Origin of the sequence: Zobellia russellii (assembly GCF_018728565.1) — a bacterium.
Taxonomy (GTDB): domain Bacteria; phylum Bacteroidota; class Bacteroidia; order Flavobacteriales; family Flavobacteriaceae; genus Zobellia; species Zobellia russellii.
In genome coordinates, this window is sequence record NZ_JACSOI010000003.1 from 357376 (window position 1) to 378145 (window position 20770).

Annotated in this window: 22 protein-coding genes; 15 read left to right on the top strand and 7 right to left on the bottom strand. The window is 38.4% G+C overall.

The annotated features are described in order from the left end of the window. Positions 1 to 13 precede the first annotated feature (13 nt). On the top strand, positions 14 to 2011 hold the full coding sequence (ligA, locus tag H9565_RS09625) for an NAD-dependent DNA ligase LigA (protein ID WP_215439045.1): 1998 nt from the start codon (positions 14 to 16) through the stop codon (positions 2009 to 2011). A gap of 22 nt (positions 2012 to 2033) precedes the next feature. On the opposite strand, the gene H9565_RS09630 is transcribed toward ligA, so the two are convergent. After that, positions 2034 to 3275: an EpsG family protein gene (locus H9565_RS09630; RefSeq protein WP_215439046.1), complete on the bottom strand. Its 1242-nt coding sequence runs from the start codon at positions 3273 to 3275 to the stop codon at positions 2034 to 2036. A 72-nt stretch (positions 3276 to 3347) separates the two neighbouring features. Between H9565_RS09630 and H9565_RS09635 the strand changes: the two genes are divergently transcribed. Then, a complete protein-coding gene (locus H9565_RS09635) occupies positions 3348 to 3650 on the top strand; it encodes a hypothetical protein (RefSeq protein ID WP_215439047.1) in 303 nt (100 codons plus the stop codon). Here the strand turns inward: H9565_RS09635 and H9565_RS09640 are convergent, their stop codons facing one another. The 3 genes from H9565_RS09640 to H9565_RS09650 are packed head-to-tail and all read right to left on the bottom strand — an operon-like array spanning position 3651 to position 5752. Beyond that, the gene (locus H9565_RS09640) at positions 3651 to 4103 is read right to left on the bottom strand and encodes a GNAT family N-acetyltransferase (protein WP_215439048.1); all 453 of its coding nucleotides are present in this window, start codon (positions 4101 to 4103) and stop codon (positions 3651 to 3653) included. It abuts the gene before it with no gap. 2 nt (positions 4104 to 4105) lie between these two features. Beyond that, on the bottom strand, positions 4106 to 5017 hold the full coding sequence (locus tag H9565_RS09645) for a bifunctional metallophosphatase/5'-nucleotidase (RefSeq protein ID WP_215439049.1): 912 nt from the start codon (positions 5015 to 5017) through the stop codon (positions 4106 to 4108). A gap of 15 nt (positions 5018 to 5032) precedes the next feature. After that, the gene (locus H9565_RS09650) at positions 5033 to 5752 is read right to left on the bottom strand and encodes a 5'-nucleotidase C-terminal domain-containing protein (protein ID WP_246560467.1); all 720 of its coding nucleotides are present in this window, start codon (positions 5750 to 5752) and stop codon (positions 5033 to 5035) included. 149 nt (positions 5753 to 5901) lie between these two features. On the opposite strand from H9565_RS09650, the gene H9565_RS09655 reads away from it, so the two are divergent. The 13 genes from H9565_RS09655 to H9565_RS09715 all read left to right on the top strand — a co-directional run bounded on the left by H9565_RS09655 (position 5902) and on the right by H9565_RS09715 (position 18443). Continuing rightward, complete coding sequence (locus H9565_RS09655) at positions 5902 to 6435, top strand: DUF6913 domain-containing protein (protein WP_215439051.1); 534 nt, start codon at positions 5902 to 5904, stop codon at positions 6433 to 6435. Further along, positions 6435 to 7322, top strand: coding sequence for a 4-hydroxy-tetrahydrodipicolinate synthase (dapA, locus tag H9565_RS09660; protein ID WP_215439052.1), 888 nt, complete (start codon positions 6435 to 6437; stop codon positions 7320 to 7322). The genes H9565_RS09655 and dapA overlap by 1 nt, the downstream gene beginning before the upstream one ends. 120 nt (positions 7323 to 7442) lie before the next feature. Further along, positions 7443 to 8267 (top strand): outer membrane protein assembly factor BamD, encoded by an 825-nt coding sequence (locus tag H9565_RS09665; RefSeq protein WP_246560469.1) that lies wholly within the window; start codon positions 7443 to 7445, stop codon positions 8265 to 8267. Positions 8268 to 8279: 12 nt separating this feature from the next. Then, a complete protein-coding gene (locus H9565_RS09670) occupies positions 8280 to 8612 on the top strand; it encodes a DNA-directed RNA polymerase subunit omega (RefSeq protein WP_197057960.1) in 333 nt (110 codons plus the stop codon). A 3-nt stretch (positions 8613 to 8615) separates the two neighbouring features. After that, a complete protein-coding gene (gene coaBC / locus H9565_RS09675) occupies positions 8616 to 9821 on the top strand; it encodes a bifunctional phosphopantothenoylcysteine decarboxylase/phosphopantothenate--cysteine ligase CoaBC (RefSeq protein ID WP_215439054.1) in 1206 nt (401 codons plus the stop codon). Further along, positions 9814 to 10701, top strand: a complete 888-nt coding sequence (gene porD, locus H9565_RS09680) for a type IX secretion system protein PorD (RefSeq protein ID WP_215439055.1) — start codon at positions 9814 to 9816, stop codon at positions 10699 to 10701. Before coaBC ends, porD begins: the two co-directional genes overlap by 8 nt. A 55-nt stretch (positions 10702 to 10756) precedes the next feature. Continuing rightward, the gene (recN, locus tag H9565_RS09685; RefSeq protein ID WP_215439056.1) at positions 10757 to 12409 is read left to right on the top strand and encodes a DNA repair protein RecN; all 1653 of its coding nucleotides are present in this window, start codon (positions 10757 to 10759) and stop codon (positions 12407 to 12409) included. A gap of 154 nt (positions 12410 to 12563) precedes the next feature. Continuing rightward, positions 12564 to 13376 (top strand): enoyl-ACP reductase FabI, encoded by an 813-nt coding sequence (locus H9565_RS09690; protein ID WP_215439057.1) that lies wholly within the window; start codon positions 12564 to 12566, stop codon positions 13374 to 13376. A gap of 123 nt (positions 13377 to 13499) precedes the next feature. Continuing rightward, positions 13500 to 14501 (top strand): glycosyltransferase, encoded by a 1002-nt coding sequence (locus H9565_RS09695; RefSeq protein ID WP_215439058.1) that lies wholly within the window; start codon positions 13500 to 13502, stop codon positions 14499 to 14501. A gap of 66 nt (positions 14502 to 14567) precedes the next feature. Further along, positions 14568 to 15470 (top strand): CdaR family protein, encoded by a 903-nt coding sequence (locus H9565_RS09700; RefSeq protein ID WP_215439059.1) that lies wholly within the window; start codon positions 14568 to 14570, stop codon positions 15468 to 15470. Beyond that, positions 15467 to 16054, top strand: coding sequence for a dephospho-CoA kinase (coaE, locus tag H9565_RS09705; protein ID WP_215439060.1), 588 nt, complete (start codon positions 15467 to 15469; stop codon positions 16052 to 16054). Before H9565_RS09700 ends, coaE begins: the two co-directional genes overlap by 4 nt. 83 nt (positions 16055 to 16137) lie before the next feature. Continuing rightward, complete coding sequence (locus H9565_RS09710) at positions 16138 to 17721, top strand: sensor histidine kinase (protein ID WP_215439061.1); 1584 nt, start codon at positions 16138 to 16140, stop codon at positions 17719 to 17721. 11 nt (positions 17722 to 17732) lie between these two features. Next, positions 17733 to 18443 (top strand): response regulator transcription factor, encoded by a 711-nt coding sequence (locus H9565_RS09715; RefSeq protein WP_215439062.1) that lies wholly within the window; start codon positions 17733 to 17735, stop codon positions 18441 to 18443. A gap of 53 nt (positions 18444 to 18496) precedes the next feature. Here H9565_RS09715 and H9565_RS09720 read toward each other — a convergent pair whose 3' ends face one another. From H9565_RS09720 to H9565_RS09730, 3 genes are read right to left on the bottom strand one after another with little or no spacing between them, the layout of a single operon-like run. Beyond that, entirely contained in the window at positions 18497 to 18991 is a 495-nt protein-coding gene (locus tag H9565_RS09720) for a gluconokinase (protein ID WP_246560471.1), read from the bottom strand. Further along, positions 18981 to 19922 (bottom strand): tRNA (adenosine(37)-N6)-dimethylallyltransferase MiaA, encoded by a 942-nt coding sequence (miaA, locus tag H9565_RS09725; RefSeq protein WP_215439063.1) that lies wholly within the window; start codon positions 19920 to 19922, stop codon positions 18981 to 18983. Before miaA ends, H9565_RS09720 begins: the two co-directional genes overlap by 11 nt. Beyond that, entirely contained in the window at positions 19922 to 20770 is an 849-nt protein-coding gene (locus tag H9565_RS09730) for an ion transporter (protein WP_215439064.1), read from the bottom strand. Before H9565_RS09730 ends, miaA begins: the two co-directional genes overlap by 1 nt.

Consider the following 20770-nt stretch of genomic DNA (forward strand, 5'->3'; position numbering starts at 1 on the left):
CACTGAACAGGAAATGCAAATAAAAGAACAGATAGAATCCCTTCGTCAGGAATTGCGAGAGCACAACCATAATTATTATGTGCTTGATAATGCCACCATAACCGATTATGAGTTTGATGTAAAACTAAAAGAGCTGCAAACGCTTGAAGCAAAGCATCCGGAATTTTATGATGCCAGCTCTCCCACTTTGCGTGTGGGTGGTGGTGTTACCAAAAATTTTGAAACGGTTGTTCATAATGAGCGCATGTATTCTTTGGATAATTCTTACTCCAAAGAAGATTTAGAGGATTGGGAAAAGCGCATGCAGCGTATTTTGGGTGATGCCCAAGTAGAGTTTGTTTGTGAGCTAAAATACGACGGAGCGTCTATTAGCATTACCTATGAGGATGGAAAATTGGTAAGAGCGGTTACAAGGGGAGATGGTTTTCAGGGCGATGATGTAACTACAAATGTAAAAACCATAAAGTCCGTACCGCTGCAACTAAAAGGTGATTATCCACCTAAATTTGATATCCGTGGAGAAATTGTACTGCCGTTTGAAGGTTTTGCGCAAATGAATGCAGAGCGTGTTGAAAATGGTGAAGAACCTTATATGAATCCTAGAAATACGGCTTCGGGAAGTTTAAAATTACAGGATAGTTCGGCAGTTGCACAAAGGCCGTTAGATTGTCTGTTGTACAGTATTGTAGGAAAGGATACGGGAATAAGCTCCCAATGGCAAATGCTTGAAAAAGCCCGTGAATGGGGTTTTAAAGTCCCCGAAGTAGCAAAACTTTGCAAGACAACGGATGAAGTTATGGCATTTGTTAACGAATGGGATTCAGGAAGGCACAATCTTCCTTACGAAACCGATGGTGTCGTGGTAAAGATTAATAGTCTGCAGCATCAGGATGAACTAGGTTTCACTTCCAAATCACCTAGGTGGGCCATGGCCTATAAGTTTAAGGCGGAACAAGTTTCTACACATCTAAACGAAATCACCTATCAGGTAGGGCGTACGGGCTCCATAACACCTGTGGCTAATTTGGAACCTGTTCTTCTAGCTGGAACCACGGTAAAAAGGGCTTCGCTGCACAATGCCGATCAGATTGCAAAGTTCGATATTCGTGAAGGTGATACCGTATTCGTTGAAAAAGGAGGAGAAATCATACCAAAAATAGTGGGTGTTGATTTTACAAAACGTCCACAAGATTCAGAACCTACCCAATATATTACACATTGTCCCGAATGTCATGAGGAATTGGTCCGTACCGAAGGTGATGCCAAGCATTACTGTGTAAATTTTTATGGATGCCCACCTCAAATTACCGGGCGAATCCAGCATTTTATTTCCCGTAAGGCCATGGATATTGAAGGCTTGGGTAGTGAGACCGTAGAGTTGCTCTACAAAGAAGGGCTCATAAACAACTATGCCGATTTATATACACTCAAAAAAGAGCAAGTACTGCCTTTGGAACGAATGGCTGAGAAGTCCGCCGAAAATTTGGTTCAGGGTGTTGCGGAGTCGGTAAAGATTCCTTTTGAGCGTGTGCTTTTTGCTTTAGGAATTCGTTTTGTTGGGGAAACCGTTGCCAAGAAATTGGCAAGAGCCTATAAGAATATTGAAGCCTTGATGGCTGCATCGGAAGAAAGTCTTATTGCCGTTGATGAAATTGGTGAACGAATTGCCAGTTCCGTAGTGGAGTTTTTTAATAATGACACCAACCGTGAAATTATAGCTCGCTTAAAGACTTATGGATTACAGTTTTCCCTTTCTGAGGAGCAATTGGAAAATCAAACGGACAAACTAAAAGGGCTTACCATTGTGGTTTCTGGAGTTTTTGAGACGGTAAGTCGTGATGAACTTAAGAAAATAATAGAAGCGAACGGAGGTAAGGTTGGCTCAAGTATATCCTCAAAAACAGCCTATTTGGTAGCTGGAGACAAAATGGGACCTAGCAAACGAACCAAAGCAGAATCTTTAAATGTGCCTATTGTTACTGAGGGAGAGTTCTTGGAAATGGTAAAGTAGTTGGTTCAGAAGATGGGTAATTTTATAACAGCTCTTTTTTATTTGTTGATTTATAAAGACAATAGTGTATAGTCAGTAATAAAACTGTACAGAACAAGTATGTTGCAAAATACGTGTTTTCCCCTAGTCCAAGTTGTGGGTAATAGACAAAGCAGAATACAATGTTAGCGAGTGTAATTGTTGCAAATACAGGCATCATTCGCCAATTTTTCAATAAGCTTTTGTAACCGTTTTTGCTTTTTAAAAAGGTTAGGTCGCTTCCAAAAAGCTGCACGAACATGGGCCAAACAAAAAGTAGGGGTAAGGCGAATAGTCGCGATTCCCTTGCAAAAGCGGTTAGAAAGACAATCGGTGTATTGATAGCTACGGTGAGTAAAAAGGCAAAAACAAACTTGTTCTGCCAACTAGGTCTGTTTTTTCTTTTTAAATAGAAATAGGTAAAGTAAAGAAACAATCCTAAGGTAATAAAAATGGACACGGCGGATTCAACGCTGTTCTTAGTACTTTCAATATTCTCCAGAAAACAGGAGTATCTACTGGCCATCTCAATATGGGTTGCGTGTAGCAACCTTTGATGGTAAATAAAAAAGACCACATAGCACCCGTAGAAAACAGTAGGTAGCAGAATAAGGAGGCCGTATTTTTTTAAGTTCGAAAAAATATTTTTTCCAAAATGATTTTCGGTGTTTGGAAGAAACAAGACCAATGCTGGGAGTAATAAAATACTAGTTTCACGGGCCACTAGGGCCAAGCTGAATAAGATAATATACCAAAGCCACTTACGGCGCACAAAGGCAATTAGTGCGAGAAGAAGAAAACAATATTGTAAAGGTTCATCATAAGTAAATACAGGAGGGAAAAATGCAAATAACACTGAAAATGACGTGAAAAATACCATCATATTGGTTAAACCGTGGGTTTTGGAAGCTTTGAGAACTCGGGAAAGCTTGTACACTAAAACACCACTGCAACCCAGCAACAAAAAATTAACCAAGATAAAAGCGTAGCCAGCTTTAAGCCCAATTATCTTTTGTGAGGATTCTATTAAAAATGTAGTTAACGGCCTTCGGGCAAAAGGGGCTATCTCCTTATGGTAATTGATTTGTGATTTTAGAAAAACATGGGAGATACGCGTATTGTTTTCGTTAAGCATACTGTCCACGCTGGGCAACATATGTATGCCCAATATGGTTAGGGCGCAGAGTAATGCCATTACATAGGGCAATGGCCTCCAGGGTAGTAAGCTTCGGGATAGTTGAACCATTAAAGCGCACAGTTAATTTCAATCGAAATTAGGTATTTTTGTGTAGGAAAAAACAAATGACACTATAAATAGATGGCAGTACCTACAAGTTACCAAGATTTTACAGAAACATTAACCCATGCAACCCCACCTACAGATTGGCCCGATGCATTGAAAGCTATGTGGTTTGCCGCGACCGATAATTGGGAGGCTTCACATGATATAGCGCAAGATATGTTCAATGAAACGGGGAGTTGGATTCACGCTTATCTTCATAGGGTAGAAGGAGATAAGTTTAATGCGGGCTATTGGTATAGGAAAGCAGGAAAACCTTTTCCGAATATATCATTGGAGCAAGAGCTTCAGGAGATTACAACCAATTTGTTGGAAAGGTAGTTAGGTCAGGTCTTTCTTAAAACATACACTATTTTCCATTCCCGCATACTGGCCGTAATTGGGAATCACTTGATAATTGCTTTTTTTGTAAAGAGCGATAGCCTCCGGTTGACGTTTTCCTGTTTCTAGGATGCAACTTTCATATCCGGATTCTGCAGCCCATTTTTCTAGTTCCGTTAAGATGCGGGTAGCAATACCTTTTCCCCGGATTTCAGGTGAAACATACATGCGTTTCACTTCCACAGAAGTAGGGTTGAATTCTTTTATGGCTCCGCAGCCTACAGGAACATCGTTTATAAAAGCAATAACAACCTGATTTAAATTTTCTATTCCGTTATATTGATGATAAAACTCATGTTCGTCCCCATCCGTTTGGCTTAAATAGGCGTCTAACTTGGCCACTAAGCCTGGAAAATGTTCATTTTGGTATGTGGTCCGTTCAATTTTAATCATGCTTATACATTTATGGATATACCTGTGGCATTGCTGTTTTTTGAACCATCAAAATAAAAATCAATTCTACCCAGATTTATACCGAAGCACCCCACTTGGTTCACCAAAACATTTCTTCCCAACTTATTCTCTACGATAGTAGGCTTGTCTAGAAATGTGTGGGTGTGGCCCCCAATAATCAAATCTGTATATTCCAATGCGGCGGCCAGAGTTACATCCTGAGGTTTTTGCTTGTTTTTATATTCATAGCCCAAATGGGACAGGCATACTATTAAATCGCAATTTTCCTCGTTCTTCAAAGCACGTTCCGTATCCTGCGCTATTTCAAAAGGTTCTAAATATTGGGTTTCTTTATACAGTTTTTTAGTAACTAGGCCATTCAACTCAATGCCTAGACCGTAAACCCCTATTTTAATGCCGTCAACCGTGTAGATTTTGTAAGGCTTCACTTGCCCGTTCATGACCGTGTTGCTAAAATCATAATTGGCATTGATCATCTCAAAATTGGCATTAGGCATTTGGGCCAAAAGTCCGTCAATACCATTGTCAAAATCATGGTTTCCAATAGTTGCCGCATCATAATTAAGCATGCTCATTAGCTTAAATTCCAGCTCACCACCATAGAAATTGAAATAGGGTGTGCCCTGAAAAATATCACCTGCATCAAAAAGCAAGGTATTCGGGTTTTCCTTTCTAATAGCATCAACCAAGGTAGCTCTCCTGGCCAATCCTCCTAAATTGGGAAACTCAGAATGATCGGTGGGAAAGGGGTCTATATGGCTGTGAACATCATTGGTGTGTAAAATGGTAATATGCTTTTTTACATCGCCAAAACAAGAACTTAGAGAAAGTCCGCCCAGCCCCACAAGGGCACTGGAAGCCGTAGTATTTTTGATGAATTTCCTTCTGTTCATAAAAGCTTGTCTTTTTTACTTCTGTAGTTTAATGAACCTATTATCAACAACGGGCTTAAGGGTGTCTACTTTTTTAAAGTAGTCTATCATGGCATTTCTGATTAAATAATCGGTATTTATAATTTTTAGAGCCTCCTTAAAGAACACCATACTATCCCCACCGTTTACTAAATAATTAGATGTAGCTACGTAATATGCTTTGTTTGTGTCCAAAGGTTTGCCTTGTATGGAAATGGATTTTATTTCGTTTTCCGCATCCAAGGTCAGTTGCAACCCGGAAATGGGATGGGCGCGACCGGAATCTCTTAAATAGGCCGCTAATTTTAGGATAGAACTGCCTTTAAGTTCTGCAACAACAATAGAATTTTCAAAAGGCATTACTTCATAGGCCGTTCTTGAAGAAACGTTTCCTTTTGATATTAAGGAGCGAATACCACCGTGATTCAATAAAACAAGATCAATTGAATGTCCTGTTCTTGATTTGAATATGGGATTAGCTTCGGAAAATACAATGTCTGCCATAAGGTTTCCGGCAGTGGTGTTGAGAGCTCCGTCTGTTTTGGAAATAGGATAGGGGGCGTAGGCCAGAGTGCTGTCCAGTACATGGTTTATCCTTTCCCTGTAGGGCTTTACAAGAGTTTCAATACTTTCTGTAGTTGCCAGTGAATTGTCAATAGGAACTTGTTTTGCATCTATTTTTTGAAGCGTAGGGTGTTGCTCGCTGCAAGAATGCAAAAATGTTAATGTTGTAAATATAACAAAGTGTTTTATTTTTAAAACCATATTTCGTTTTATCTTAGCGCCATATTATGCGTGGAGATTCTTTACATTTGTAGAAGCCATTCCATTTTTGCATACCAGAATGGTTCAAAATGTAAAAGTACATGTTTAAGGGAATAAAAGATAAGTTCAAATACAAATCGAGCGTTAAATTTCTGAAACAAGAACTGGCTAAAGATCCGCCGGTAATTGAAAGAAGTAAAGGTATTACTTCAATTGGTTGCATTGTAGATCTGGACAGTTTTGATGATGCGAACCAGTTTTATGCGTTCGTAGAAGATTATAATTTGCGACCGAATGCGGTAAAGATTATTGGTTATAAAAGTTATTACGACAAAAATTCGCCGTATGCCACCCCTGTTTTTTCGGATAAGGACCTTGGGTGGAACGGAGCTATAGAAAATAGTTACGCACTTGAATTTTTAAGTAGGGAGTATGATTTGCTCGTAAACTATTATACCTCTGATAATTTATTGCTACAGTTGATGAGCGTAAAAACTAGGGCCCGATTTCGTGTAGGTTTCAAAGATGTGGATCTCATGTATAATGATTTGATAATGGATTCACCATTGAAAGATTTTAAGACCTTTAAATCGGAGCTTAAAAAATACCTTGGTGTATTAAACGAAATTGAATAATGAAGCAATTAATTGGTACAGGTGTGGCGTTGATCACTCCGTTCAAAACAGATTTTTCAGTAGACGTAGATGCTTTGCATAACATCGTTAATTACTGTGTGGACGGTGGTGTAGATTATTTGGTGGTATTAGGTACCACTGGTGAATCCGTAACACTTACTAAGGCCGAAAAACAGTTGGTTATTGATACGGTTACTATTGCCAATGCAGGCAGATTACCTTTGGTAGTTGGTGTAGGTGGTAATAATACGGTTGCCGTTATTGAGGAATTACAGAATTTAGACCTCACCAATTTTGATGCTGTTCTATCAGTATCTCCCTACTATAACAGGCCTACACAAGAAGGCATCTATCAACACTTTAAGGCAATTGCCCAAGTTTCACCAAAACCTATCATACTTTATAATGTGCCAGGAAGGACGGGTAGCAATATGCTTCCGGAAACCGTTATACGTTTAGCTAATGATGTAGATAATATTGTAGCTATTAAAGAAGCATCCGGAAACTTGATGCAAGTACAGGAGCTGATCAAAGGATGTCCCAAGGGATTTCATGTAATTTCAGGAGATGATGCTACGGCCTTAGCTACAGTGCTTGCTGGTGGTTCTGGAGTTATTTCTGTAATAGGGCAAGGATTACCTGCGGAGTTTTCCAATATGATCAGATTGGGATTGGACCGTAAGGTAGATGAAGCTTATAGACAGCATTATGAGCTCCAAGATGGTATGGGATTGATTTTTCAAGAGGGTAACCCTGCGGGAATAAAAGCTATTTTTGAGGTTTTAGGTCTTGCCAATGCCGGTGTTAGACTTCCGCTCATGGAAGCCTCCGAAAACTTGAAAAAAAGTATTGCGGACTTTGTAAAACCTTTTAAGGTTTTTGCCTAAGTGGTGTTAAATCTTCCCCAAAAGCATTGGTGTAAGGGTTCTAGAATGCTATTTTAGCTACTTTATTTTTTGTTTTTTATATCCGTTCGGAATCCGTAATTTTGCAAAATGCTTTTTAAAATGAGGTTATTAGCCCCTGTCTTATTGCTCGCTCTTATGACACAGTCATGTAGCGAATATCAGAAGGTACTTAAAAATGAAGAAGTTAAGCCCAAGTATGACCTGGCTCAGAAATTCTATGAGGAAGGTGATATGAAAAGGGCCAATCGTCTTTTTGAACAAATAGCACCTAAATATATTGGTAAGCCCCAGGGCGAACGTGTCATGTTTTTCTTGGCAGATACCTATTTCCAGAGGAAAGATTATAATATGGCGGGCTATCAGTTTGAACGTTTTGTGAAATCTTACCCTAAAAGTGATAAAGTTGGTGAGGCTTCTTTTTTAGGAGCTAAAAGTTATTTTGAACTTTCGCCATCGTATTCTTTGGATCAAACGGATACGGATAAGGCCTTGGCAAAATTGCAACTTTTCATCAACTCATATCCAGATTCTGAGTATTTTGCCGAAGCGAACGCAATGGCAAAGGAGCTGACAACAAAAAAAGAACTAAAGGCGTATGAAATTGCCAAGCAGTTTAATAAATTGGGTCAGTTTGATTATACGTTCCTTACACCTGCAGTAGCAGCATTTGATAATTTTGTTTCGGATTTCCCGGGCTCTATTTATCGTGAAGATGCCATGTTCTATAGGTTTGAATCTGCTTCAAGGTTTGCTTTGAATAGTTTTGAAAGATTGCAGGAAGAGCGTTTAAAAGAAGCTATTGCCGACTATAACGCATTAAAAAAGCAGTTCCCTAAAACAAAATATGCCGATAAGGCGGATAAGATACTTGAAAAAGTACAGTTACAATTACAGGGTTTTACCCAAGAGAAAGAAGCAAAATAAATTAGTTTGACTATGAATATGAACGATCTTAAGAATTCGAACGCTCCAGTGTCCACAGTAACGATCAACAAAAATGAGTTTGACCGTCCAACGGATAACATCTATGAAGCAATTTCAATTGCGGCTAAAAGAGCGGTACAGATCAATTCTGAAATTAAGAAAGAACTTTTAGAAAAGTTAGAGGAATTTGCTACGTATAGCGATAGCTTAGAGGAAGTTTTTGAGAATAAAGAGCAGATTGAAGTATCTAAGTTCTACGAAAAGTTACCTAAACCACATGCTCTAGCAGTGGAGGAGTGGTTAAATGACAAAATTTATCACAGAAATACGGAGAAAGACCAGTAGTATATGCTAGGCGGTAAGAACATCCTTTTAGGCATTACCGGAGGGATTGCCGCTTATAAAACTACTTTTCTCGTACGTTTACTGATTAAAGCTGGCGCCAATGTCAAAATTATTTTGACGGAGAGCGCCAGTTCTTTTGTTTCCCCACTTACCTTAGCAACCCTTTCCAAGAACCCAGTGCTTTCTTCTTTTGTGAAAAAAGAAGAGGATGCAACAGCATGGAACAATCATGTGGAATTGGGGCTCTGGGCAGATTTAATGCTGGTTGCTCCAGCAACGGCAAACACCCTTTCTAAAATGGCTTCGGGTACCTGCGATAATTTATTGCTCGCTACGTATTTGTCTGCTAAATGTCCTGTTTTCTTTGCGCCTGCAATGGATTTGGATATGTACAAGCATCCATCCTCTAAGAATTCTTTTGAGAAATTGCAGTCTTTTGGGAACGTTATGATTCCAGCAACTTCTGGGGAACTGGCAAGTGGTCTCCATGGAGAAGGGCGCATGGCGGAGCCACAAGATATTGTAGGGTTTGTTAAGGGCTATTTAAAAAAGGGACTTCCGCTTAGCGGAAAGAAAGTGCTCATTACAGCTGGGCCTACATATGAGGCTATTGATCCTGTACGTTTTATTGGTAATCACGCTTCCGGGCAAATGGGGTATGAGCTGGCTTCGGTTGCGGCTAATCTAGGAGCTGAAGTAATCTTGGTGTCTGGGCCTTCTAAGTTTTCGGTTACACATGAATCAATAGACCTAAAAAAAGTTACCTCGGCTGAGGAAATGTACAATGAGGTGCATTTACATTATAAGGAGGTAGATATTGCTATTTGTGCCGCTGCGGTAGCAGATTACAGACCAAAAACTGTTGCAGACCAGAAGATAAAGAAGAAGGTAACCGAGTTTTCTATTGAATTGGTAAAAACCAAAGATATCTTGCTTTCACTGGGCGATCAAAAGCACAAACAGTTTTTAGTGGGGTTTGCTCTAGAGACAGAAAATGAGTTGGAGAACGCTAAAATTAAGCTTAAAAAGAAGAATTTAGATGCAATTGTTCTTAATTCACTGAACGACAAAGGGGCTGGTTTTGGAAAACCTACGAACAAAATTACTTTTATAGATAAGAATTCATCAATTAAGCCGTTTGAACTAAAGACAAAGGCGGAGGTTGCCAAAGACATTTTTGACGAAATCTTGAAAAGATACCATGCGTAACTTCATTTTTTTACTTTTAGGTTCATTCTTTATGGTGTCCGTATCGGCACAGGAAATGAACTGCGTTGTTACTATAAACGCCGATCAGGTATCGCAGACCAATCAGCAGATATTTAGTACGTTAGAACGGTCTCTGAACGATTTTGTCAATAAAAATAAATGGACGAATCGTACCTTCAAGGAAAATGAGCGTATTAATACGCAAATGTTCATTACCATTACCAAGTACGAATCCAATCGTTTTGAAGGGAACATCCAGATACAATCTTCACGGCCTGTTTTTAATACATCTTATGAAACGCCTGTTTTTAATTACAAGGACAATCAGTTGAATTTTGAGTATATAGAGTTTCAACCTTTGGTGTTCAATGAAAACGTATTCGAATCTAATTTAATTAGTGTGGTGTCTTACTACGTGTATATTATTTTAGGGTTGGATGCAGATACTTTTTCTTTGGAAGGCGGCACGGAATATTTTAGAAAGGCACAACAAATTACAACACAGGCACAAAGTAGTAATTATGCAGGCTGGGATCAGAATAGTGATCGCAGTAGGTTTGAGCTCGTGGATAATCTTTTGTCCAATACGTATCGCGAATATCGTATTGCCATGTATAACTACCATCGTAAGGGATTGGATATTTTGGGCGATAACAACAGTACGGGAAAACAGGTTATTGCCGGTACTATGAAATTGTTTGAAACTATGATCAAGCGTAGGCCCAATGCTTTTCTGGTCCAGACTTTTTTTGATGCCAAATCAGACGAGATTCAGAATATTTTCTCTGATGGTCCAAAAGTGGATATCGTTCAGTTGAAAGAAACACTTAATAGTATAGCGCCATTATACTCCAGTACTTGGAACGATATTAAGTACTAGTTGTTTCCGTACGGAATTATCAATTATCTTTACGGCACAAATCGAATAGAAAACTGTGCTAGTACACCTTTCCATAAAAAATTACGCATTAATAGATAATCTCAATGTAGACTTTACCAATGGGTTTACCTGTATTACGGGCGAAACCGGTGCCGGTAAGTCTATTTTATTGGGTGGTTTGTCTCTTGTTTTAGGCAAACGGGCCGATTTATCCTCGCTACGGAACAAGGATAAAAAATGTGTTATAGAAGCTGAATTTCAAATTGAAAAATACAACTTGAAACCGTTCTTTAAGGATAATGACCTAGAATATGAAGAGCGGACTATTATCCGAAGAGCGATACAGCCCAGTGGAAAATCCCGTGCCTTTATCAACGATTCTCCCGTTACATTGGATATTCTTTCGCGCTTGGGTAGCGGTCTTATAGATGTGCATTCTCAGCATCAGACATTACAGTTAACGGATAATGATTTTCAACTTAAAGTTATAGATGCTCTTGCGGGTAACAAGGCTCAATTAACAGATTACGCTTCAAAACTTCGCCTATATAGAACAACTTCAAAAGAGTTATCAGAACTTGTTGATTTTCAAAAAGAAGCGAACAAGGAGCATGATTATAATAGTTTTCTGTTAGAGGAACTTCAGGCCGCTCCTTTAAAATTGGGCGTGCAAGAAGAGTTGGAGGAGCAATATGAGCAGTTGAACAATGTAGAGAATATATTGGAGCTTATATCGTCCGGACACCAGCTTTTAAATGATGAGCAGGTGGGTATTGTGAGCTTGCTTACGGAGTTGAAGCAAGTGGCCAATAAATTATCCGGATTTGGTAGTCAGTACGCAGATCTGAACCAGCGTATACAATCGGTTTTTATAGAAGTTGATGATATAGCTTCCGAGCTTCAGAATTACCAAGAAGGTACTGAGGCCAATCCGCAATTATTGGAAGAGACCAATACCAAGTTGCAGCAGCTATATGATTTACAAAAAAAGCATGGTGTTCAAGAAGTTTCCGAACTGCTGCAGATCAGGGAAGACCTCTCTGAAAAAGTAAGCGTTACGGAAAACCTTGAGGCGGACATAGAGAGAAAAGAAAAAGAGCTTGCGGATCAGAAAGTAGCGCTGCAAAAAGCTGCCGATGTTTTAACGGCTAGACGTAAAAAAGTAGTGCCGGAGCTTAAAAAGCAATTAGAAAGCTCTTTAAAAGCATTGGGTATGCCTAGTGCTACGTTTAAAATAGAACTTTTTAAAGCAAATGATTTTAAAGCGAATGGTGCGGACCGCCTTACATTTTTGTTCTCGGCCAATAAAGGTGGCGATTACGGGGAGCTGAAAAAAGTTGCCTCCGGAGGGGAACTGTCAAGAATAATGCTCACTATAAAGTCTATTTTGGCCAAGTATGAAAACTTGCCAACCATTATGTTCGATGAAATAGATACTGGTGTTTCCGGTGAAATATCTGGGAAAATGGGAGATATTATGCAGGCTATGAGCAAAAGTATGCAGGTATTCTCCATTACCCATTTACCTCAAGTAGCTTCAAAAGGCGATCATCATTTTAAGGTGTACAAGAAGGAGGAAGGTGCTGTAACCAAAACCAATATGAAGCAATTGAACAATGAGGAAAGGGTAGTGGAATTGGCAGAAATGTTAGGGGGTAAAGAACTTTCTGATTCTGCAATGGCCCATGCAAGACAACTTTTGAACTAGAATATAGGTTTAGTACCTAACTACAGGGGGTTATATTATTAGTTTAAGGTCTATTTTAAGACTATAAATGTGTTTTTCTTCGCATGGCAACTATTTGTTGCCAACTTTTTAAATATCTTTGAAGCTTTAAGAACAACCAACAGAATCTAACACAATGTCGTATAATTTATTAAAAGGTAAGAGAGGAATTATTTTTGGAGCTTTGGATGAAAACTCTATAGCTTGGAAAACAGCAGAACGCATTCATGAAGAAGGTGGTACTTTTGTTTTGACTAATGCACCCGTAGCCATGCGTTTAGGGCAAATTAAAGATTTGGCCGAAAAAACAGGTTCTCAGGTTATCCCTGCCGATGCAACTAGCGAAGAAGATTTAGCAAACTTGGTAGCCCAGTCTATGGAGATTCTTGGTGGGAAAATCGATTTTGTACTGCACGCCATCGGTATGTCCATCAATGTTAGAAAAGGTCGTTCTTATACAGATGAAAAATACGACTTTACAACTAAGGGGTGGGATGTTTCCGCCCTATCTTTTCACAAAGTATTGCAAAGCTTATATAAAGCCGATGCTATGGCAGAATGGGGTAGCATTGTTGCCTTGACTTATATGGCGGCACAGCGCGTTTTTCCTGATTATAATGACATGGCGGATAACAAAGCTTATCTAGAATCGGTAGCGCGTAGCTTTGGTTATTTCTTTGGAAAGGAAAAGAATGTACGTGTCAATACTATATCTCAATCGCCTACACCAACTACAGCTGGTCAAGGTGTTAAAGGCTTTGGAGGCTTCATTAGCTATGCCGAAAAAATGTCGCCTTTAGGAAATGCAACAGCATTGGAATGTGCAGATTATACGGTTACACTATTCTCTGACCTAACTAAAAAGGTTACCATGCAAAACCTGTTTCATGACGGAGGTTTCTCCAATACAGGGGTTAGCCAAGAAGTTATAGAGCACTTTACCGAGTAGAAATAGAATACGTTTCAATAGATCTAATTCTGGCGAAGTGTTTGTTTTCGGCATAAATTTTGGGCATTTTACATTGCGGAAAAAGTAATGTAAAATGCCCTAAGAATTTCCGTAAAAAAGCCCATGAATTTATCTTTTTCATTTATAGTTCCTGTTTATAATAGACCCGATGAAATTACGGAGCTATTAGAAAGCCTAACGCACCAGACCTATTCAAAGAATTTTGAAGTGCTGATTGTGGAGGATGGTTCTACGCTTTCTTCAGAAAGGGTGGTGGAAGATTTTAAGGATAGACTTTCTATATCGTACTATAAAAAGGCAAATTCAGGACCTGGTAATTCCAGAAACTACGGAATGGCCCGTGCCAAGGGCAATTATTTTCTTATTGTAGATTCGGATTGTATGATTCCTCCCCGGTATTTGGAAGCGGTTCATAACGCTTTGAACAAGGACTATGTGCATTGTTTTGGAGGTCCGGATGCAGCGCATGAATCTTTTGGTCTTTTACAAAAGGCTATTAACTATGCAATGACATCGGTACTTACCACGGGAGGTATTCGTGGTAATAAGAAAGCAGTTGATAAGTTCCAGCCGCGAAGTTTTAATATGGGTATTTCCAAAACCGCATTTGAAACCGTAGGCGGCTTTGGTAAAATTCATCCGGGAGAAGATCCGGATTTTACCTTTCGTATTTGGGAGAAAGGGTATGATACTAAACTAATACCTGAGGCATTCGTATATCATAAACGCCGTATAGATTGGAACAAGTTTTTTGTACAGGTGAAGAAATTTGGTAGTGTACGGCCTATTTTGAACAAATGGCATCCTAAGACATCAAAAATGACTTATTGGTTTCCAACGTTGTTTTGTTTGGGGTTTTTGGCATCTTTGGTGTTTATGGCGGTTGGTATACCCTTACCCTTGTATTTATACACTATATATTTTTCGCTCATTTTTATAGATTCATTTTTGAAGAATAGAAATTTGGCTGTTGCTCTATTGTCTTTGGTGGCTGTGAGCATTCAATTTATGGGATATGGATATGGTTTTTTAAAATCGACCATCTTCCTTAACTTTAGCAAAAAGGAACCGGAAACATTGTTTCCATATTTATTTTTTAAATAATTGATAAACAAGGTAGTAGATTTTGTAAAAAAGGCACTTAAGAAGAGAAAAGTAAAAATATTTTTAGTGTTTTTGTTTTTTTCCACCTTGATATGGCTCATAAACAACCTTTCACGGAGTTATGTGAGTACGGCAAATTTTGATTTGGAATATGTGAACGTTCCAGAAGGGTATTTGTTTAAGGGTTCTACGGATAGTGAGCTAAAAGTGAAGCTTAAGGCCGGTGGGTTTCAGTTTTTAGGTTTTAATTTTAAGCATGCAAAAATTGATATTGACCTAGCGGATGCCAAACAAAAGGACTCCATATTTTATATTCCCCAAGAGATTTATAGAAAACAAGTAGAAAAGCAGTTAAGTGGATCAATGTCTTTGATAGATATTGAAACCGACACTCTTTTTGTGGGTATGTTGGCCGTTATTTCCAAGAAAGTGCCGGTTAGACCAAATGTAGAGGTCAATATGGCCAGAAACTATTTGTTGGATGGAAAAATGGAAGTTAAACCGGATTCCATTACCATTACGGGGCCTTCAAAGGAAATAGATACCATAAATGTGGTCCGAACCCATAAATTGACCTTGCCAGATCTAGATACCAATTTTTCTGAAATGGTAGCGGTTTTTAAACCTGAAGAACTAAAAAACACGATGTACTCTGCAAACGAGGTGGAGCTTACTGCAAAAATTGCGCGTTTTTCGGAAAAGGTTTTTGAGGTTAAGATTAAGACGGTTCACTTTCCCGGTAATATTGAGGTAAAGACGTTTCCAGATGAAGTAGGGGTAATATGTAAGGCCAAGTTGGATCGCCTTAAAAAATTAGAAGTTTTGGATTTTGAGGTTATTGCAGATTATGGGCAGTTAAGAGATGGTAACCGGGAAAAACTTAAATTAGAATTAAGAAAAAAACCAAGTGGTCTGCATAGCGTAAAATTACAAACAACCAGTGTGGAATATATATTGAATAAAAAATGACCATTGTAGGTTTAACAGGTGGTATAGGAAGTGGTAAGACCACTGTTGCCAAAATGTTCGGAGAGTTGGGGGTGCCGGTATACAATTCCGATAACCGGGCCAAAAGTTTAATGCAGGAGTCCCCTGAATTGGTCAAAAGCATTAAAGATTTGTTAGGGGAAGAAGCTTACCTTAACGGAGTATTGAACAGGGCGTACGTATCACAGCAGGTATTTAATAACAAGGAACTTTTAGAGGCCCTCAATGCCATAGTTCATCCTGCGGTACGGCAAAATTTTATAGGTTGGGCCAAGGAGCAAAAATCAGGATATGTAATTCAAGAAGCGGCTATAATCTTCGAAATTGGTTCACAGGATTTTTATGATTGTATCATTTTAGTGACCGCTCCGGAGGAGACAAGAATAGAACGTGTTATGCAACGAGATGGTGACAATACCGTTGAAGGGATAAAAGCACGAATGAAAAATCAATGGGACGATGCTAAAAAAATAGAAGCTTCTAACTATATTATCCAAAACGAGAACATAGAGCAAACCAAGGTTCAAGTTTTAGATGTGCATCGCGATATACTTAATAAAATATAGGCCTCACGCAGTTTTAACATTTTTGTTAAGGTTTGGTTAAACCTACTATCTACTAGTTGTTAAATCTTTAATTTTGTTTTTAAATGAATAAGAGGTTATTTGTCCTTTTGGTGGCGTTGATGAGTCTCTCCTTGATAGGAATAATATCTGTTCAGTTCTTGTGGATAAAGCAGTCTGTAGAAGATAAGGAAGAACAATTTTCCAACACAGTGTCCGAAGTTTTGAACGAAGTGTCGGATAAAATTGAGGAAAGAGAGACAAAGGATTATTTTGAACGCTACATTAATATAAAAGATAGTGTAGGCGAGCCTAAAAGTTCCCATTTACGAAATATCTTTTTTATAGACCGTGATATAAACTCCAATGAGATTCGGTTTTATTCCCATGGTATTTTAGAAGAAGATTACAATATAGCATCTACGTTCTTTGATAACGGTAATGGTAGCGATACCGTAGCCACAATTAAAAACTATACGAGCAAGCGTTCCAAAACTATTTTTAAGGAAGATTTTGGATTGGACGGTAAGGAGTATAAGCTGAATGCGGTACAAAAACTTGAAAAAATTGGTGGACTCTCTGCAATAGAGAAGGCCCAATTTGAAGACGTTTTTAGTGAATACGCCAAGAAAGTACCTATCCACAAAAGAGTTTCCAATCAAGAAATTCAGTTGCTTTTAAATCGTGAGCTAAAGAACAGGAACCTTAATATTGATTATGAATATGGGGTGTACAGTAGAGGGCTTCCTACCAAGGTAAAGTCTAGGAAATTCAAATTTGATAAGGACATGCTGTATGAAACCGCTATCTTTAAGGATAGTGAGGGAGCAAGCAATTTTTCGCTCTTGATCTCTTTTCCAAAGAAGAAAAAGTTTTTGATTCAGTCTATCATAAAAATGGCGCTGTTGTCCCTGCTTTTTACTTTGGTCATAGTCATAGCGTATTCCGGTGCAATTTATCAGCTTATACGTCAGAAACAGATTTCGGAGATAAAATCCGATTTCATAAATAATATGACACATGAGTTTAAAACACCTATTGCAACTATCAATTTAGCGGTAGAGGCTATCCGAAACCCTAAAATAATAGGAGACCCGGAAAAAGTAGATAGGTATTTGACCATGATTCGTGAGGAAAATAAACGAATGCATGCCCAAGTAGAGAACGTATTGAGAATATCCAAATTGGAGAAGAACCAGTTGGATATTAGTAAGGATAGGGTAGATGTACACGACATAATAGAGGATGCAATTGCCCACGTAGAGTTGATTGTATCTGACAGAGGCGGATATATAGAAACGCATTTAAACGCAGGTAGAACTGAGGTTTTGGCCAGCGAAATGCACTTTACGAACGTTATCGTAAATATTCTGGATAACGCCATTAAATATTCAACAAAGGCACCGCGTATAGATATTTATACAGAGGTAGCCAAGAATTATATTGTAATAGAAATAAAAGACCAAGGAGCTGGAATGAGCAAAGCCGTGGTCAAAAAAGTATTTGAAAAATTCTACCGTGAACACACGGGAGATTTACATAATGTTAAGGGGCATGGCCTAGGGTTGGCATATGTAAAAAAGATTGTAGACGATCACCAAGGTGAAGTTTACGCAGAAAGTGAAAAAGGAAAGGGAAGTACTTTCTATATAAAATTGCCTTTAATCTAACTCAACAAGTTATGGAAACAATTAATAAAAAAATACTCTTAGTAGAAGATGATCCCAATTTTGGAATTGTGCTAAAGGACTATTTATCAATGAATGATTTTGATGTCACTTTGGCCAAGAATGGTATGGAGGGGTTTGAAAAATTTAAAAAGGATAATTATGACATCTGTATTTTAGATGTGATGATGCCTTATAAGGACGGTTTTACCTTGGCAAAGGAAATTCGTGAAAAGAATGAAAATGTTCCGATCGTTTTCCTGACCGCTAAAACCATGAAAGAAGATGTTCTAAAAGGGTATAAAGCGGGGGCTGATGATTATTTGAACAAGCCTTTTGATTCTGAAGTCCTTTTAATGAAAATTAGAGCTATTCTTCAAAGAAAAGCATCTAATACATTGGCAGATAGTAAGAAGTTTGAATTTAAAATTGGAAACTTCCACTTAAACTCTAAACTCAGATTCTTAAAGTATAAAGAAGAGGAAGCTATTAAACTTTCGCCAAAAGAAAATGAACTTTTAAGGCTTTTGGCTCTTCATGAAAATGATTTGATGCCAAGGGAATTAGCGCTGACAAAAATATGGAGAGATGATAACTATTTCACTTCCCGTAGTATGGATGTGTACATTGCTAAGCTAAGAAAGTATTTAAAATTAGATGATACTGTCGAAATCTTGAACATCCACGGAGAAGGTTTCCGTTTAGTGGTAAAAGAGGACGTATAGTAGTACTGCATATTTTATAAAAAAGCCCTGATATACGATATATCAGGGCTTTTTTAATTTAAATCCCCAATTATTTTAGCAACAATTTCTTCGGGTGTCTGCATAATGGATACTGTAATCGCCTCTTTTGGGACTTCTAAAGTGTTGAATTGGGAATGTAATAATTCTGGGGGCATAAAGTGGTTTTTGCGTTGTGAAAGACGCTCCATAATTTCATCAAAAGTTCCTTTTAAGTATACAAACTGAAGTTCCTTATCTAGGCCGTTCTGTAATATAGTGCGGTATTTATTTTTAAGTGCGGAACAAGCTATTACTGCTCCTGTATCACTTTTTTCTATGGCTAGAAGATTCAGTCTTTCTAACCAGCCTTGGCGGTCACTGTCATCTAACGGATTGCCTTCGGCCATTTTTTTTACGTTGGCTTCCGGATGGTAATCATCCCCATCATAGAATCCTAAATTTAACTCTTTGGCCAAGAGTTTGCCAATTGTACTTTTTCCCGAGCCGGATACGCCCATGACGAATATTATGGGGTGTTTACTTTTCATTTGAAATAGTATTATTTAGTATCGCTATAAATTCTTGAAAATCTGCATTATAAGGAATCCAGATGGTCTCCTCGTTTCGTTTGAACCAAGTTAATTGTCGTTTTGCGAATCTGCGTGTATTTTTCTTTATTTCCTCTAGGGCAAAGTTAAGGTCATTATGTTCTGGGCTATCATCAAGGTTCTCTTGCTTTTCAAAATAACTGAAAAGCTCTCGGTAGCCAACCGTTTGTAACGCGTTAAGCTCTTTGTGTTTTTTTAGTTGTTCTACTTCCTCAACAAGGCCTTCCTTAACCATAATGTCTACACGCTGGTTAATGCGGTCGTAAATTAGGGCGCGGTCTGCTTCTAAACCAATAGTAATGGTTTTAAACGGACGATTTTTTTTATTTTTTGATAGAAATGAGGAGTAGGGGTTGTTAGTACCCATGCAAATTTCAAGTGCTCTTATGAGTCTATGCGGATTGTTTAAATCTACGGATGCGTAGTACTTGGGGTCTCTTTCTTGAAGTTCTTTTTGCAAGAATTCAATTCCTTTTTCGGCAAAATGTTGATTAAGCTGTTCACGTATTTTTGGGTCTACTTTTGGAAAGTCGTCCAAACCTTCGGTTACGGCTTTGGTATATAATCCGCTTCCGCCAACCATGACCACTATATGGTTTTTTTCGAAAAGGGTTTCTAACAGTTGAAGGGCATCCCGTTCAAAATCACCCACAGAATACGAATCAAAAATGCTGATATGTTGTATAAAGTGATGTTTGGCTTCACTTAGTTCTTCTGGTGTGGGTACAGCGGTACCAATTCTCATTTCTTTAAAAAACTGTCTGGAATCCGCAGAAATAATTTCGGTATTATAATGCTGTGCAAGGGAAATTGCAAGTTTGGTCTTGCCAATTGCGGTTGGGCCTACTACGGATAAAAGTATTTTTTCCATTACAGCTCGCTTCCACAATTATAACAATGGCTGGCATCGTCCCTATGACCTTCTTTAGCACAATTCCTGCAGGCCTGAGTGTTTACGTGTACAAAATGATTGTTGCCTACTTTTTTCTGTTCTTGTCCTCTTTTACCAAACTCTACCGTAACAATACCCGTAGGAACGGCAATTACACCATAACCGACCAACATAATCAATGTGGCTATAAACTGCCCTTGTGGTGTAATGGGCGCAATGTCTCCATAGCCAACTGTAGTTAGGGTTACTATAGTCCAATAGATGCTCGTAGGAATACTGGTAAAACCGGCCTCGTCTCCCTCAATTAAATACATGAGCGTACCCAATATTACAGATAGAATAAGTACGGCAAATAGAAAAACGGTTATTTTGGCCCTACTGGCTTTTAATGCATTTTTAAGCTGAGAGGCTTCTCCTAAAAACCGAACCAATTTTAGGATTCTAAAGACCCTTAAAAGGCGTAATGACCTGATAGCCAAAAGTACTTGCGACCCTGCGAAAATATAGGAAAGATATAATGGAATTGTAGATAACAGATCAATTATTCCATAAAAACTAAAAATGTATTTCTTAGGTTGTTTTATGCTGATGATTCTAGCAATATATTCAATGGTAAAAAGGATGGTTACCACCCATTCTAGTATAAAAAGGGTTTGGTGGTATTCTGCATCGATCCATTTTACACTTTCCAACATTACCAGAAGTACACTGATGATGATTAGGATAAACAACAAAATGTCAAACCATTTACCCAAAGGAGTATCCGCTTCATAAATAATTTCATGAACTTTATACTTCCAGCCTTTATCGGGTTTATGTTCTCTCAA